Source organism: Mycolicibacterium helvum (assembly GCF_010731895.1).
Lineage (GTDB): Bacteria > Actinomycetota > Actinomycetes > Mycobacteriales > Mycobacteriaceae > Mycobacterium > Mycobacterium helvum.
On record NZ_AP022596.1, the window covers coordinates 3458683 to 3473243 of the forward strand.

18 protein-coding genes, 1 tRNA gene and 2 pseudogenes are annotated in these 14561 nt (G+C 62.4%); 15 read left to right on the forward strand and 6 right to left on the reverse strand.

Going from position 1 to position 14561, the window contains the following annotated elements; all coding sequences use genetic code 11:
• Positions 1–66 precede the first annotated feature (66 nt).
• From sepX to G6N38_RS31225, 9 genes are all read left to right on the forward strand, one after another.
• Positions 67–1113, forward strand: a complete 1047-nt coding sequence (sepX, locus tag G6N38_RS16280) for a divisome protein SepX/GlpR (RefSeq protein ID WP_163749159.1) — start codon at positions 67–69, stop codon at positions 1111–1113.
• 51 nt (positions 1114–1164) lie between these two features.
• Positions 1165–1240, forward strand: a tRNA-Ala gene (locus tag G6N38_RS16285).
• A gap of 215 nt (positions 1241–1455) precedes the next feature.
• Complete coding sequence (locus G6N38_RS16290) at positions 1456–1725, forward strand: hypothetical protein (protein ID WP_163749160.1); 270 nt, start codon at positions 1456–1458, stop codon at positions 1723–1725.
• Positions 1726–2088: 363 nt separating this feature from the next.
• Positions 2089–2310 carry a hypothetical protein gene (locus G6N38_RS16295; RefSeq protein ID WP_163749161.1) on the forward strand — a complete coding sequence of 74 codons (222 nt, stop codon included), beginning with the start codon at positions 2089–2091 and terminating at the stop codon, positions 2308–2310.
• Positions 2307–3332: a PE-PPE domain-containing protein gene (locus G6N38_RS16300; RefSeq protein WP_163749162.1), complete on the forward strand. Its 1026-nt coding sequence runs from the start codon at positions 2307–2309 to the stop codon at positions 3330–3332. The genes G6N38_RS16295 and G6N38_RS16300 overlap by 4 nt, the downstream gene beginning before the upstream one ends.
• 1375 nt (positions 3333–4707) lie before the next feature.
• On the forward strand, positions 4708–4848 hold the full coding sequence (locus G6N38_RS16305) for an excalibur calcium-binding domain-containing protein (RefSeq protein ID WP_163752050.1): 141 nt from the start codon (positions 4708–4710) through the stop codon (positions 4846–4848).
• A 52-nt stretch (positions 4849–4900) separates the two neighbouring features.
• Entirely contained in the window at positions 4901–5257 is a 357-nt protein-coding gene (locus tag G6N38_RS16310; protein WP_163749163.1) for a hypothetical protein, read from the forward strand.
• Positions 5258–5283: 26 nt separating this feature from the next.
• Complete coding sequence (locus tag G6N38_RS16315) at positions 5284–6000, forward strand: T6SS phospholipase effector Tle1-like catalytic domain-containing protein (RefSeq protein ID WP_163749164.1); 717 nt, start codon at positions 5284–5286, stop codon at positions 5998–6000.
• Complete coding sequence (locus G6N38_RS31225; RefSeq protein WP_163749165.1) at positions 5987–6130, forward strand: DUF2235 domain-containing protein; 144 nt, start codon at positions 5987–5989, stop codon at positions 6128–6130. Before G6N38_RS16315 ends, G6N38_RS31225 begins: the two co-directional genes overlap by 14 nt.
• A gap of 49 nt (positions 6131–6179) precedes the next feature.
• On the opposite strand, the gene G6N38_RS16325 is transcribed toward G6N38_RS31225, so the two are convergent.
• A complete protein-coding gene (locus tag G6N38_RS16325) occupies positions 6180–6383 on the reverse strand; it encodes an IS3 family transposase (RefSeq protein ID WP_163749166.1) in 204 nt (67 codons plus the stop codon).
• A 187-nt stretch (positions 6384–6570) separates the two neighbouring features.
• Between G6N38_RS16325 and G6N38_RS30715 the strand changes: the two are divergent.
• A pseudogene (locus tag G6N38_RS30715) lies at positions 6571–6853 on the forward strand (helix-turn-helix domain-containing protein); the annotation flags it as partial.
• A 54-nt stretch (positions 6854–6907) separates the two neighbouring features.
• Here the strand turns inward: G6N38_RS30715 and istB are convergent.
• Both istB and istA read right to left on the reverse strand, forming a co-directional pair.
• Positions 6908–7723 (reverse strand): IS21-like element helper ATPase IstB, encoded by an 816-nt coding sequence (gene istB / locus G6N38_RS16335; RefSeq protein WP_163749168.1) that lies wholly within the window; start codon positions 7721–7723, stop codon positions 6908–6910.
• Entirely contained in the window at positions 7689–8936 is a 1248-nt protein-coding gene (gene istA / locus G6N38_RS16340) for an IS21 family transposase (protein WP_163752051.1), read from the reverse strand. Before istA ends, istB begins: the two co-directional genes overlap by 35 nt.
• Before the next feature lies 1 nt (position 8937).
• Here istA and G6N38_RS16345 point away from each other — a divergent pair, with 1 nt between their 5' ends.
• Positions 8938–10086 carry an IS30 family transposase gene (locus G6N38_RS16345; RefSeq protein ID WP_407662739.1) on the forward strand — a complete coding sequence of 383 codons (1149 nt, stop codon included), beginning with the start codon at positions 8938–8940 and terminating at the stop codon, positions 10084–10086.
• Here the strand turns inward: G6N38_RS16345 and G6N38_RS16350 are convergent.
• From G6N38_RS16350 to G6N38_RS16360, 3 genes are all read right to left on the reverse strand, one after another.
• Positions 10034–10969 (reverse strand): IS3 family transposase, encoded by a 936-nt coding sequence (locus G6N38_RS16350; protein ID WP_163749169.1) that lies wholly within the window; start codon positions 10967–10969, stop codon positions 10034–10036. The genes G6N38_RS16345 and G6N38_RS16350 overlap by 53 nt on opposite strands.
• 157 nt (positions 10970–11126) lie before the next feature.
• Positions 11127–11318 (reverse strand): hypothetical protein, encoded by a 192-nt coding sequence (locus G6N38_RS30720; RefSeq protein ID WP_407662740.1) that lies wholly within the window; start codon positions 11316–11318, stop codon positions 11127–11129.
• 106 nt (positions 11319–11424) lie between these two features.
• A complete protein-coding gene (locus G6N38_RS16360) occupies positions 11425–11784 on the reverse strand; it encodes an Rv2640c family ArsR-like transcriptional regulator (protein ID WP_163749170.1) in 360 nt (119 codons plus the stop codon).
• A gap of 96 nt (positions 11785–11880) precedes the next feature.
• Here G6N38_RS16360 and G6N38_RS16365 point away from each other — a divergent pair, with 96 nt between their 5' ends.
• The 4 genes and pseudogenes from G6N38_RS16365 to G6N38_RS30725 all read left to right on the forward strand — a co-directional run.
• On the forward strand, positions 11881–12354 hold the full coding sequence (locus G6N38_RS16365; protein ID WP_163749171.1) for an ArsI/CadI family heavy metal resistance metalloenzyme: 474 nt from the start codon (positions 11881–11883) through the stop codon (positions 12352–12354).
• Between the two features lie 19 nt (positions 12355–12373).
• Complete coding sequence (arsB, locus tag G6N38_RS16370) at positions 12374–13468, forward strand: ACR3 family arsenite efflux transporter (protein WP_407662741.1); 1095 nt, start codon at positions 12374–12376, stop codon at positions 13466–13468.
• A complete protein-coding gene (locus G6N38_RS16375) occupies positions 13465–14139 on the forward strand; it encodes an arsenate reductase ArsC (protein ID WP_163749172.1) in 675 nt (224 codons plus the stop codon). Before arsB ends, G6N38_RS16375 begins: the two co-directional genes overlap by 4 nt.
• 18 nt (positions 14140–14157) lie before the next feature.
• Positions 14158–14280: pseudogene (locus G6N38_RS30725) on the forward strand (arsenate reductase/protein-tyrosine-phosphatase family protein); the annotation flags it as partial.
• Between the last annotated feature and the right edge of the window lie 281 nt (positions 14281–14561).

The following is a 14561-nucleotide window of genomic DNA, read 5'->3' on the forward strand; positions in this document are numbered from 1 at the left end:
TGCGGCGCGCCGTCTCGGGTTGCGTAGGTCACGGACCTAGCCTGAACGGGAAAGGAGCAGGCCACCATGCCAAGCATCCCCCAGTCATTGCTCTGGATATCGCTCGTGGTGCTTTGGTTGTTCGTTCTGGTTCCGATGCTCATCAGCAAGCGCGACAACGTCCGACGTACCAGTGACGTCGCGCTGGCCACCCGGGTGCTCAACGGGGGCGCGAAGTCGCGCCGGTTCAAGCGCAGCGGACCGTCGGCCGGCCATCGGCACGACCCGGACTGGCAGCCAGGGGAAGACGAGTTCGACGAGCTGGACTCCGATGACGAGGTCGCGCCGTCTCGGACCCGCTCGGTGGTCGTCGTCGCCGCAGTGGCCGAGGAGGCCGAGCCCGACTATCTCGACGTCGACGTGGTCGACGAGGATTCCGGCGCGCTTCCTGTCGGTGGCACCGCTCGGGTCGCCGCGCCCCAGCCGACCTTGTTCGACGAAGCCCCGGTGGCAGAGGAGCCTGTCGTCACCGAAGACGAGTCCGCGGCTGAAGCCGAAGCGGTCGCGCAAGGCGAGGCCACCGACACGTTCCAGGCGATCGCCGAGGACGAGCCGCAGGACGGAACGGCCGACGAGTACGAGTACGTCGAGGACACTTCAGGTCTGGAGGCTGAGGAAGAGCCGGCGACGGTGAGCACGCCGCGGGCCAGCCGGCCACGCCGGGCAGAGGCGACCGCCGCGAAGGTCAGCGCGCGCAAGTACCGCTTCCGCAAGCGGGTGCTGATGGCGATGGCGGCCGTCATGGTGTTTACCGCTGTGCTGTCCTTCACCGCCAGCCCCGATCTGTGGTGGGTCTGCGGTGGGGCTGGTGCCGTGACGGTCCTGTACCTGGCCTATCTGCGTCGCCAGACGCGGATCGAGGAGCAGGTGCGCCGCCGCCGCCAGCAGCGGATGGCACGCTCGCGGCTCGGGGTGGAGAACACCGAGGACCGCGAGTTCGACGTGGTGCCGTCCCGGTTGCGCAGGCCCGGTGCCGCGGTACTGGACATCGATGACGAAGACCCGATCTTCGAGCACCTTGACGAGGTGGCGTTCGCCCGACACTTCGACCTGCCGCGGGCGGCCGGGCAGTAGGTCACCGGTTTCGAGAAGGCGGGCTCCGACTGGTAGCCTGCCAGAGACCAAGGGGCTATAGCGCAGTTGGTAGCGCGTCTCGTTCGCATCGAGAAGGTCAGGGGTTCGATTCCCCTTAGCTCCACCATAGAAAAACCCCTCCCAAGCTGCACGGGAGGGGTTTTTGCTATTTAGCTGGCTAGACGGGTCCGGGTGTCCCGGCCCGCAACCGGCCCGCAGTCGCCTTCAAATTCGAGTCCCGATCAGCTTGCGCCGCAGCGGCTTCCGTGCGATCAGCAATATAGCGTCATATCGCCAAAAAATGGCGTGCGCAGCCCATCTCGTGCGCCGTAAGCTCCATCGATGATCTATGTCGATGCGGATGTGTACGAGAAGCGCATAGAAGGTGCTCTCGTCTCATTTAGCATGTTTGCTAACCGGATAATCGGCGACCTTGACGAACAAGATGCGGGGCCGAGCTGGTGGCCGAACGGCCTCGGCTGGAAGCTGCGGGCACTGTTGTCCGACCTCGTCGGCAGCGTGCGCGGTACCGTCATTCGCAGCCCCGGGATTATTTCACCAACGATTGCAAATCGCCGGATGACCGCTTCAAAGCACTTGAGCGCCAACTAGGTCGCGCGTTCAAGGTCATTCGTATCGACTCATCGCCTGGCAACGCCGGTGACTTCAAGCCATCGGCGCACTCGGTGCTCACCGATGAAGTTGTTGAGCGTCCTGGCCATCCAACGTTTGAAGCGCGCAACGATGTGGTCGTCTTTCTTACCGAGAGACTAATGGGAGCGTCGCCAGAGGCCCAATAAAGCAATGAATTTGGACTTGACCTTCCCGCAGAGCTGACGAGCTGTGGGGAGTTTTTTGTGCCTGCGTCCGGGTAGCTGATACGTCGATACACCGTGGCTGACGCGAATGTTCGAGGGATCTGATTTACCTGCTCCAAGCCAAAAAGCATGGCAGTAGGGACAATTGAGTCCCGGGATGGGTGGGCGCGACTTCGCAAACAGGTGGGCGGATACGTATCAGTGCTACTACAACGACGTCGCGATCAGCGGCGCTGTGTGGTCGGACCCCACCGAGATTGTCCCCGTCGGCAAGACCTGGCGCTACGTCGGCATGGGCACCGGCCAATACACCACAGTGGGCGCCTATTACTACGTCGCCGGCATTAACCAATGGATCGGGAAGGACCTCCAATCATGAAAGTAAAGTTCTTCTACGCCAATGGAACTAGCTATGCATTGAGGGTGCTTTACTACGGCCTCAATATCGTCAGCCTGGATAACTCTCAGGTCCTGACAATCGGTGGCTACAGTGTGAATCCGAAGGATTTTAGGGTCGCGACGATTGGCGGCCTCGATGGAAAGACTGCGGCGTGGGATGGTCGGCCGCAAAACGATCCTTTCCCGTACCTCCTCGACCCCGACATCTTCGACGCCATACGGATTACCTATCCGGCGGCGTCATTTCCGATGGGTTCTTCGATCGGGTACGGCTACGACGAGATTGTTAGTCGAGTGAAAAACCTGACTCCTGGTGATCCTTGGATGGTAGGCGGATACTCACAGGGGGCCGCTGTGGTCAGTTCGGTATACAACTCCACACGATTGGGCGGCCAGCTTCAGGATTGGGCTCCTGGATTCCTCGGCGGCGTCTGTTTCGGCAACCCCAGGCGCCAAGTCAACTACCGTGGCGAGGTTGGGGGAACGTGGTCTGGCGCATGGGATGTTAGCGGTTCCACCACGGGTGGACACGGATCCTTCCCCACTACGGGGCCAGTCGCGAGGCTTACAGATTGTGAACCAGCAAAGTGGATCGAGTTTGCCGCGCCAGGCGACATCTTCACTTCCACTGGGGACTCCACGAACGGGCTTAACTGGACTGCTGGAAACGCTGCCTTTGTGACACTGGCGCCCGACGCGATCTACGACTTCCTGCAGAACCAACCCGCATACTTAGCAGCTGCCAATGCAGCCGCTATCCCGGGCAATGTTAGGGAATCATTTGTTGACGCGGCGGGCCAGCCGTACGACATTGTGGGCGGCGGACATGTGACTTATCCGTTTGTGCCACCCGAAGGCGACCCCGACAGCGGTAAGACGTCATATCAAATTGCCTTGAAATGGCTTACTGCGAAAGCGAATGCTTGGGCTACCGCCCCGATTTCGCTTCCGGCCAGTGGCGTCGGGTGGTCGACCACTCTGCTGTCACCTGCTGCTTCTTAGCGTCCGTTCCGTGCGCTGCGTGCGCTGCGGGGGCTGTCGCCGTGATCATGGGCTGAGGGACGCGCAGCGGCCTTTTCCGCATGCACATCCTTCGCGCCAGATTTGCCTGCGGACTTGGCGGGGCGCGCCGCACCAGGTGTCACCGCAGTCTGGAGTTGTCGGGCGGTCGAGACGGATGCAGTAGGAGCGGCAGGTTCAACACGCGATGTCGACGGCGCCAGCTCACGCTTCGGTGCCAGCGACGCTGCCTTCACCGCTGCCGCGGAGGCGGAGGCCGATGGTGGGAAGAAGAAGTTCGAGAGCTTCTCGCTGAGTGCGAACAGTGGTGGTGGCCACGAACCACAGCCGCCCCCGGCGCAGGCGACGCCCTGGAAGAATCCGAGCACTATTATTGGGACGACCACAGGCGACAGAACGATGAACAGCCCAGTCCGAAGCGCTCGATCAATCTCGTTAGGCAGCCCAGCCAGATTGGCTGAACTACTGGCTATCGGCGAGGACGACGACGTCAAAGTCAGTTCAGTCAGTTGCACGATATGGGGCACTGTTGCCTGATGTGTCACCGCCGGTGACGGCGCGGACACCACGCCCACCGTCAGAGCGGTGGCGACACTAAGAGCGCAAAGTGATCGATGAGCTGCTATCCACATGCCGAGGACGCTATCAGGATTTTCTCAGGTTGCGTAGGTAGTCAGCTACTCTATTTTTCAAGTACGTCCTGCGCCATTCTCAAGTGTTTCTTGCGTCGCCACCCGATTGCGCCAAAAGCCCCACCCCAGTTTGGTTGACAGAGAACAAAATCGGAGTGGCTGTTCAGATGAGTTGCCGACGCAGCTTGGTCAGTCGTCGACATACGGTAGGAATTCGCCGCTTGCTCGCGTGAAACCTCCTGATGCACAGTTCGATTGCCACCTGCTGATCGGATGCGGGCCTCGGCCGGAATTTGTCACGTCGTGATAGTGATATCTACGACGACATAACCGCGCATTCGGCTTGTGGGCCGCCGAGCCTCGGCCGCTTCATCGCCTGCGTGCCATCGCATGTCACCGAAGCGCTGTTCGTCAGACAGCGACGTCCATTCGCGCACTGAGCCGCAGGGGTCGGGTCAGTATCTCAGGCGAAAGTACCTCGCCCGATAACGTCAACCAGTTTTCGGGTTTCGCCTAGCGAGGCTTTGGACGTCGCTATCCTGGCCGAGTCAGTCAACGTTCGCGTCAATTTCGGGGGTCTATCCATGATTCGTCGCCTATTACTGGCGGGTCTTTTTGCTGTGGGTGTATTGGTGGCACCGGCGGTTCATACGTTCCGTGCTGCATCGGAACCACTCGCATCCGCGGAAGTGGTTGCTCCTGCGTCGCAGGAATTATTTGTTCCGATGCCGCAGAACAGCGCCGGATGTTATTGGACGAACTGCACCCAGGCACATCAGAACGGTGAAGGCGACATTCCACAGGGAAGCGCGCACTACTGCTCAAAGCAAGATCGGGACAGCGATGGCGTGGCTTGCGAGTGGTAACCAATGTGCACGTCGTGGTGGGCATGCGCTGAAGAGATCCGCCGTTTGCCTTGTGTCGGTAGCGATCACGGCGTGCGTGTTGGCGCCTGCGGCGGCTGCGGATCACGACACCGTCGGCGGCGGCACCTTCTCGGTCTACAACAGTGATAGCCCATGTACGGAGTTCGTTGCTGATCACGCGCCGCAGATCCTTTGCAACGGTGGCTGGATTAATCTGGCCGGCATCTCCGACTACATCGTGGTTCCGCTAGGCAATCATATTTCCGTCGGGTGCAATACCTACGCCCCCGACGGCTCACTGTACGAGCACGAAGTCGAGAATCTTATTGAGGTACCGGAAAAGCAACGATTCTGGGCGGAGCGAGGTTGGCAGCCGTATGAACCGCAAGCGATCTGCCAGTTGTGGTGACGTTAGTTCTCATCGATAGTTGATCGATGGACGGCCGCAATCTCGTGCTGTTTTTCGATGGAACTAGTAATCAGCCTGAACGTGGATACACCAACGTCGTCAGACTCTATTCCTTCGCGCGGCGCGACGACCGGCAACTCCTCTACTACATGCCAGGGCTCGGCACGATGGGATCGCGCGCAACCGTTACTCGTATGGGCCGCGGCATGACCAAGGTCGCCGGTCTAACGCTCGGATATGGCATTCGCGAGAATCTCGAGAAGTCCTACAGATGGCTCGCTGCGAACTACCGCTACGGCGACCGTATTTATGCTTTTGGCTTCTCGCGGGGTGCATTTACAGCGCGTGCCCTTACTGGGCTGGTGCGGTCAGTCGGACTTTTGGATCCGGGCGCCGTTGAGCTCGCGCCTTACGTTGTGAAGCTGTACACCATGAACCCGCGCCGGTTGAGTGCGTCCCCTAACGACATGGCGACGCACGGCGCTTATTGGCGACTCGATGCAGCGCGCCGAGGTGCTTACCTACCTTTCGCGAACCGTCAAATGCGATCGCCATTCGAGGTACAGGTGCATTTTCTTGGTCTATGGGACAGCGTTAACTCAGTTCGCTGGTTCGATGCGCGAGGGCGTCTTAATGTTGCGCGGTGGCTGAACACTCGTAAGTTGCCAACTGTTGACGTCATCCGGGAAGCACTTTGCGCTGGACGAAAGGCGTCGGCTGTACAAAGAGATGCGGCTGGTTGATGCGCAGAACGAGGAAAGACATATTCAAATGTGGTTCGTCGGTGCGCATAGTGACGTCGGCGGCGGTGCGAGGGCCAAACCACCCGGGTTTTTCCAACGTATGCGCGGCGGGGGAGCGTACGTGGCCTGACCCCGATCGGTTGATCCATGTGATCTGTACCCGCTGTTTCGAGCCGCGGTCATGCGAGTTGAGGGATCGAATAGGTGGACGTCCAGAGCGTTTCGAACTCAGTCGGGCTGATGTTACCCAGGTAGCTGTGACGGCGTTCGACGTTGTAGAAGTTGTCGATGTAATCGGCTATCGCGGCGGCCAACTCGATAGTGGTTGCCCATCTGCGGGTGTTCAGCAACTCGACCTGCAGCCGCGCCCAGAATGACTCCATGGCGGCATTATCGAAGCAGTCGCCCACAGTCCCGAACGAGCCGAGCAAGCCCCATCGGCGCATGTTCTCCCCGAAGCTCCAGGACGTGAACTGACTGGGTTCAACCGGTCGAAGCAACATCCTGAGATTTGGAGGGTGTTCGGTGGTTCGTCGGCAGCAAGCATCAGATCGTGCGGTTCCGCGTGCGATGAGGTCTCCGGGGGCGCCGCGGTTTCAGCGCGAGATCGAGCGGTTGTTTTGGATCGAGATTGCTAAGGGGCCTCTTGCCGGCTGCGGCTGCCCTCGCTGTCGGCGCGTCGCAGCCGGTCGGTCAGCGGTGGTTCCATAACGCTGGCGGTATGCCACCGTTTGATCTGACGCCACTGTCGGGTCGTTACCTGTCGTTTCGTGAGCGCGAGGAGATCGCGTTGCTGAGGGTCCAAGGCGCTGGGGTGCGCCAGATCGCTCGGGCGATTGGTCGGGATCCCTCCTGTCGGCTCCGGTTGAATCCTGAGCAGCCTGCTCCGGTTGAAAAATGAGCAGGTTTACGGGGTTGAGTCTGCCTGACGATCGGCTTCCACGGAGGGCAGGGACTCGATCGCGGTGTGTTTGATGCGGTAGCTGGCACCTTTGAGGGCGATGACGTCGGCGTGATGCACGATCCGGTCGATCATCGCCGAGGCGATGGTGGCCTCGCCGAAGACCTGTCCCCAGCGGGAGAACGGCAGGTTGGAGGTCAGCACGATCGAAGACTTCTCGTATCGGGTGGAGACCAGCTGGAAGAACAGATTGGCCGCTTCGGTGTCGAACGGGATGTAGCCGACCTCGTCGATCACGATGAGCCCGTAGCGGCTGATTTTGCGCAGTTCGGCCTCGAGGCGGTTGGTTCGGTGTGCTTCGGCCAGGCGGGTGATCCAACCGGTGGCCGGGGCGAAAGCGACGCGGTGCCCGGCGTGGGCGGCCGCGATCGCCAGCGCGGTGGCTAGATGCGTTTTGCCGGTGCCCGGTGGGCCGAGCAGGACGATGTTGCGAGCTTCGGCCAGCCAGCCGCCGGCTTCCAGGCGGGCGATCTGAGCGCGGTCGACGGCGGGTTGGGCGGTGAAGTCGAAGTCGGTGATCGTCTTGATCGCCGGGAATCCCGCGTATCGGATGCGTTGCCGCGCTCCGGATTCCGCACGCGCATTGGACTCGACGGCGAGCACTGCTCCGAGGTAGTCCTCCAGTGACCAGCCGGCGTCGCGGCCCTGTTCGGCCAGCCGGTGGTAGTGCTCGGCGATGCGCGGGGCCTTGAGCAGACGGGCTTGATGGGCGATGAGCTTGTCGGCGTCACCGGGCGCCGAGGGCGTGCGCTTGGCAGGCATCAGGCGACCTCCCGGTCCCGAACCGCGCGTCGTAGGCACTCAGATCGGCCACCTCGACGTCCACCGCCAAATGCGACCCCGCGGCGGGACGAGCACGGAACTGCTCCCGCAAGACCGCCGCGGCCGCGAGATGTTCCGGGTCGGTGACCAGACCCGAACTACCCCAAAGCCTTTCGTGATCGGCGACCACCCGGTCACCGCATCGGGCGGTGATCCGGTCCAGGGCGGTGGTGACGGTGATCATCCGTCCGATCACCTCCGGATGCACCGAGTAGGTGTTTCCGCCGGAACTGACGTAGTAGTCGCGACCCAACCGCGTCGTGACCGTCGTCCCCACCGCGGGGGCTACCGGCGGCAGTGCGATCATCGCCGCCCGATCCGCCGCGAGTGCATCGGCGGGAATCAGGCCGGTGGTCGCGTGGGTGCGCAGGTTGGCGATCGCGGCCAGCCACGCCCACAACTGGGTGTTGAAGTCCGCCGGCGAGCAGAACGTCCGGCCAGGCAGGAACGAGGTCTCCAGATAGCCGTTGGCCCGTTCCACCAGGCCCTTGGATTCGGGATCGTACGGGCGGGTCTGGATCAGTCGTGTGGCCAGCACGCCACAGAAGCCAGCCACCCCCTCGGCTAGGCGGCCGCGTTGACCGATACCGGACTCGTTGTCCCACAACAGTGTTCGGGGCACCGCGCCGACACCCTGAAGCAGTTGCCACATCCCGGCCAGCAGATCACCGGTGACCCGCGACGGGATCATCATCGCGGCGATGAACCGCGAATAGGCGGCCACCATCACCAGGACCGGGAACGACCGCAGCACCCCGGCGTGATCGGGCACCAGCGCCCCGGGGAACCACAAGTCGCACTGCACCTGCTCACCAGGCAGGTGCACCAGTCGGTCGCACGGATCGGCCGGGGCGTACTCCGGGCGGATCCGCGCGACGTTCTCGGCGAACCAGGAATGCCCGCCGGTCCAGCCCACCCGCTCGGCCAGGACCGTGGCCGGCATGGTCGGGTATTGACCCAGCAGTACCCGTACCGCCATCTCGATCTGCGCCCACGCCGACATCCGCGACGGTGCGCGTTCATAGCGCGGTGGCGCTTCTGTGCTGATCGCCTTGGCCACGGTGTTCCGCGACAGCGACAACCGGCGCGCGATCGCAACCTGTGACAGGTTCTCCGACCGATACAGCCGGCGAATCTCCGCCCAATCCTCCACAGTGATCACTCTCCAATCAGAAGGGTGCTCACTTTTCGACCGGAACTACCTGCTCACTTTTCGACCGGAGCCGACACCCTCCACGGTCTCGCGTGAGCTGCGCCGCAACGCTGCCACTCGCGGATACACCTCCGAGTACCGCGCGTCGGTTGCGCAGTGGAAGGCCGAGCTGACGGCCAAGCGCCCGAAGACGGCCAAACTGGTCACCAATCCGAGGCTGCATGCCTATGTCCAACAACGGCTCTCGGGCCAGATCAGCAGACCCGACGGTTCGATCGTGGCCGGGCCGCAACCGCCTCGGTGGACCGGCAATAACAAGCCGCACCGCAAGGACCGAGCCTGGGTGCAGGCCTGGAGCCCCGAGCAGATCGCCAATCGGATCAAACTCGATTTCCCTGATGATGAGTCCATGCGTATCAGCCACGAGGCGATCTATCAGTCGCTCTACATCGAAGGCCGCGGCGCGCTCAAGCGCGAGTTGGTCTGGTGTCTTCGCACCGGGCGAGCTCTACGCGCGCCACGGGAGCGTTCCCGCCGCAAGGCCTGGGCGCACGTCACACCGGAGACGCTGATCAGCGAACGCCCCGCAGAAGTCGAGGATCGCGCGGTTCCTGGGCACTGGGAAGGCGATCTCCTGATCGGGCTGGAGCGCTCAGCCATCGGCACCGTCGTCGAACGCGCAACGCGGTTCACCATGCTCGTCCACCTGCCCCGCGAGCAGGGCTACCGGCACAAGCACACGATCAAGAACGGCCCAGCCCTGGCTGGCTACGGCGCGATCACCATGAAAAACACACTCACCGAGACGATGTCGACTCTGCCTGCTCAGCTGACCCGGTCCTTGACCTGGGACCGCGGCAAGGAGATGTCCGCGCACGCCCAGTTCAAGGTCGAGACCGGCATCCCTGTTTTCTTCGCCGACCCACAATCACCATGGCAACGCGGCACGAATGAGAACACCAATGGGCTTTTACGGCAGTACTTTCCGAAAGGAACCGACCTGTCCCGATGGACCGCAGAAGACATCGAAGCCGTCGCTCACGCCCTCAACACCAGACCCCGCAAGACACTCGGCTGGAAAACGCCCGCCGAGGCCTTCAACGACCAGCTAGTCTTGCTCCAACAAGCCGGTGTTGCGACAACCGATTGAATCCGCCCTGCGTGCCGTGGTCGGCGTGCAGAATGGTTGAACCACTTCGGTTTCGGCTCTCGACGGCCATGTTGACCGCATTGTTGACCAATGCTGTGTCCGCGGTAGTGGAGAAGGTGCGGGCCACGATCATCCGGGAGAAGCAGTCCAGGATCGCGCAGCAGTACACCTTTCCATCCCGCGCGGGGTGTTCGGTGATATCGGTACACCATAGTTCGTTGGGCCTGCTGGCGGTGAACCGTCGATTGACCAGGTCAACTGGGGTATCGACGCCGATGAGGTTGGGTTTTCGCCGCCCGGGGCGCGGCAACCCGTAGAGCCCGTGCTCGGACATGATCGAGTTGACCAGCTTGTGGTTGACGTTCATCTCGTAGTCGGCCAACAGCGCAGCGCGCACCCGCTTGCGGCCGTAGGTACCGCGGGATCGCTGATAGATTTCGGTGATCGTGTCAGCCACAATCAGCCGCCGCACCTCGCGGTCTGGGACGGGTCTGCGCCGGTGATACTGCAGTAGGGACCGGGTCAATCCGGTTATCCGGCAGGCGGATCGGGCTGAGTGTCCTCGCGCGATCAGTCCCTCAGTGATCGCGCGTCGGCGTTTTGGGGGCACCACCGCCTGTTCGTCGAATAAGGCGCACGCGTCGCGGGTCAAGGCCAGCTCCGCCTCGAGTTGGGCGATCCGTTTGTGGGCGGCTGCCAGTTCGTCGGCCTCCACGCTCGGGGTGCCCTCGATGACGCCGGCATCGATGAGCGCTTGATGTTTCCAACGGAACAACGTCGCCTGACAGATTCCGGTTTCGGCAGCCACCACGGCTACCGATTCACCCGACCGAAGCCGGGCAACGATTTGCCTGCGCACCGACGACGAGTACTGACGGGGCATGTGACCTCCTGATGATCACTCTGCCCTCGACTCTCACAACCGTGGACCAACAACACGGGTACAGATCAGTTGGATTCATTCAGCGGGAACACGCCACGCCGATATCCCCAGAACACGGAGATGCGGCGAAACAACGTCAGTGAACATTCCCCGCAGTTCAGAACCCATTTTCGCGGATTGCTTCAGGGGTTCGATTCCCCTTAGCTCCACCACGTTTCAGCAGTTCAGGGCGTTGGTTGCCCGCCAGGCTTCTGATGCCGTCCGCAGTAGCGCGGATTGCCTCGTCGAGACGATCCGCGACATCGTCCAGATCGTCATCGAAGAGGTCCGCGTAGGTGTCGAGAGTCATCGACGCCTTTGCGTGGCCGAGCATCCGTTGAACTGCCTTCGCATGGGCGCGCGCACTAACCGCGAGACTTGCTCTACCGCGTCCTCGCCGATGCCGACGAATGAACCTAGCGGCAGCAGTTCGGGTCGAGCACCGTGCAGAGCGCGATGAGCGATTCTCGGCGTGGACTGTGGTAGACGTTCATGCCGCGACGTTCGGATTCGACCAGGCCGGCCTTGCGCAGCTGGGTGAGGTGATGGCTCACCGTGGATTCACTGAGTTCGACCGCCGTCGCGAGGTCGCGGCTGCACACCTCACCAGCGTCCGAGCTGAACAGCAGCGAGACCAACTTGACCCGTACCGGGTCGGCTAGTGCCTTGAGCCGCAACGCAATCTCCAATGCAGCCTCGTCGTCGAGGGGGCCGGCGGCCATCGGCGAGCAGCACACCGGCGCGGACATATCCACCACGGGCAACGTCTTCGGCATGCCTGCCATCCTGCCACAGGCATTGACATATATCGAAGAGGTGGCATCATCGGTGCTATCCGTAGTTCGATATAAGCCACATAGGTTGGAGCCGTCATGTCCCGCGCTCAGCTCGCCCTCAACGTCGATGATCTGGACGAAGCCATCAGCTTCTACTCCAAGCTGTTCAACACGACGCCCGCCAAGGTGAAGCCGGGTTACGCGAACTTCGCCATCGCCGAGCCGCCGCTGAAGTTGGTCCTGCTGGAGAACCCAGGCAAGGGCGGCACCATCAACCACCTCGGAGTAGAGGTGGCCTCGAGTGATGCCGTTCACGCAGAGATTGCGCGACTGACCAACGAAGGCATGTTCACCGAAGAAGAAATCGGAACCACGTGCTGCTTCGCCACGCAGGACAAGGTGTGGGTCACCGGACCTGCTGGTGAGAAGTGGGAGGTGTACACCGTGCTGGCCGACTCGGACACCTTCGGTACCAGCCCGGAACACGCCGAGGGTGGCAACGCTGAGGCTGGCGTCTGTTGTGGCGGCACCGCGGCGGATAACTCTGCCGCCGCCAACGCTTGCTGTTGAGCACGTGAATACGCCCGTCGTGACCGACGCCGATCCCGCAGTCGTCGGGAAGCTGTCGCTGCTGGACCGATTTCTGCCGGTGTGGATCGGCGTCGCCATGGCCGTCGGCCTGCTCCTGGGTCGTCTCGTCCCGGGGCTGAATACTGCCCTGGACAAAGTGCAGGTCGATGGCATCTCGCTGCCGATCGCCCTCGGGCTATTGATCATGATGTATCCGGTGCTGGCGAAGGTCCGCTACGACCGCCTGGACACCGTGACCGGGGACCGCAAACTGCTCATCAGCTCGCTGGCGTTGAACTGGATTCTTGGTCCCGCAGTGATGTTCGCGCTGGCCTGGCTATTGCTGCCCGACCTGCCTGAATATCGCACCGGCCTCATCATCGTCGGCCTTGCCCGCTGCATCGCGATGGTCATCATCTGGAACGACCTCGCCTGCGGCGACCGCGAAGCCGCCGCCGTCCTCGTCGCCCTCAACTCGGTGTTCCAGGTCGTGATGTTCGCCGTCCTTGGCTGGTTCTACTTGTCCGTGCTGCCGGGTTGGCTCGGCCTGCCCCAGACCACCATCACCACCTCGCCGTGGCAGATCGCCAAGTCGGTGCTCATCTTTCTCGGCATCCCCCTGCTCGCCGGATACTTCTCCCGACGGCTTGGGGAGAAAGCGAAAGGCCGCGACTGGTATGAGACGAAGTTCCTGTCGAGGATCGGACCGTGGGCGCTCTATGGCCTGCTGTTCACCATCGTCATTCTCTTTGCGCTGCAAGGGGATCAGATCACCAGCCGTCCGCTGGACGTGGTCCGGATCGCCGTACCGCTTCTCGCCTATTTCGCGATCATGTGGGGCGGCGGCTACATACTGGGCGCTCTACTCGGGCTGGGCTATCAGCGCACCACCACTTTGGCATTCACCGCGGCGGGCAACAACTTTGAACTCGCCATCGCCGTTGCTATCGCTACCTACGGCGCGACCTCGGGACAGGCGCTCGCCGGCGTGGTCGGCCCATTGATCGAAGTGCCCGTCCTCGTCGCCCTGGTCTACGTCTCCCTTGCCTTACGACCCCGCTTCGCCAAGCGGGCACCATCATTGCCGGCCGCGCCCGATAGGAGCACGCCATGACCGACATCCCCGTCTCCCCGGCCGTCCACGCTCGCGGCGACCTGTCCATCGACCAGCAGCATGCGCTCAAGGCGGCGGCCACCCGCCTGCACACCGAGTTCGATGAGTACTTCGGCATCGAAACCATCGAACGATTCCTGCACTCGTCCTACGACCAGTTCGCCGGTCGCGCCACGATCCTCAACTTCGTGCCACTGCTGGCCGAACGCTGGGCACGCCAACGGCTCACCGCCCTTGCCCGTGTCGACGGCAAGATCACCGACGCCAAGCCCATCGTGCTGTTCCTCTGTACCCACAACGCAGGCCGCTCCCAGATGGCGCTGGGATACTTCAACCATCTCGCCGGCGACCAAGGCGTGGCCTGGTCGGGCGGATCAGAGCCAGGCAACGAGATCAACCCCGCCGCCGTGGCCGCGATGGCCGAGATCGGCATCGACATCACCCGCGAGTTCCCCAAGCCATGGACCGATGAAATCGTTCAGGCCGCCGACGTTGTGGTCACCATGGGGTGTGGGGACGCATGCCCGTTCTTTCCTGGAAAGCGTTACGAAAACTGGGAACTGACCGACCCCGCCGGCCAAGGCATCGACGCCGTCCGACCGATCCGCGACGCTATCGAAGCGCGCGTGCGGCAACTCCTCGCTGAACTTGGCATCACCCCCGCCGCCTGATCCGCGTCCACACCGTCGGTGTTGTTCGTCTGCGTCAAGAACGGCGGCAAGTCTCGGATGGCCACCGGACTCATGCGCAAGATCGCCGGTCACTCTGTGGATGTGCATCCTGCTGGGACGAAGCCGGGCGGCCAGATCAACACGTACGAGGTGCTCGGCCGTATCGACGCCGCATGGGTCAAACGGCAAAATCTGAAAAAAATCCCAGCACAGCTGGATTCGCAACCACGGCAGGACCGTGGGGTCTGCTCGTCGCGGCTGACGCGTCGCCATCAGCACCATATGTGAGCAAGCGAAGTCGTAGAGGTGGCCAGCGGCGGTGGTGTGGTCCCCGAACATGCAGGGAGCTGACATGCGGTGGCGACAGCGCAGCGGCGCACAAATGCGAGTAGCACAGAACGTTGCGGCGTGCGGATAATAGG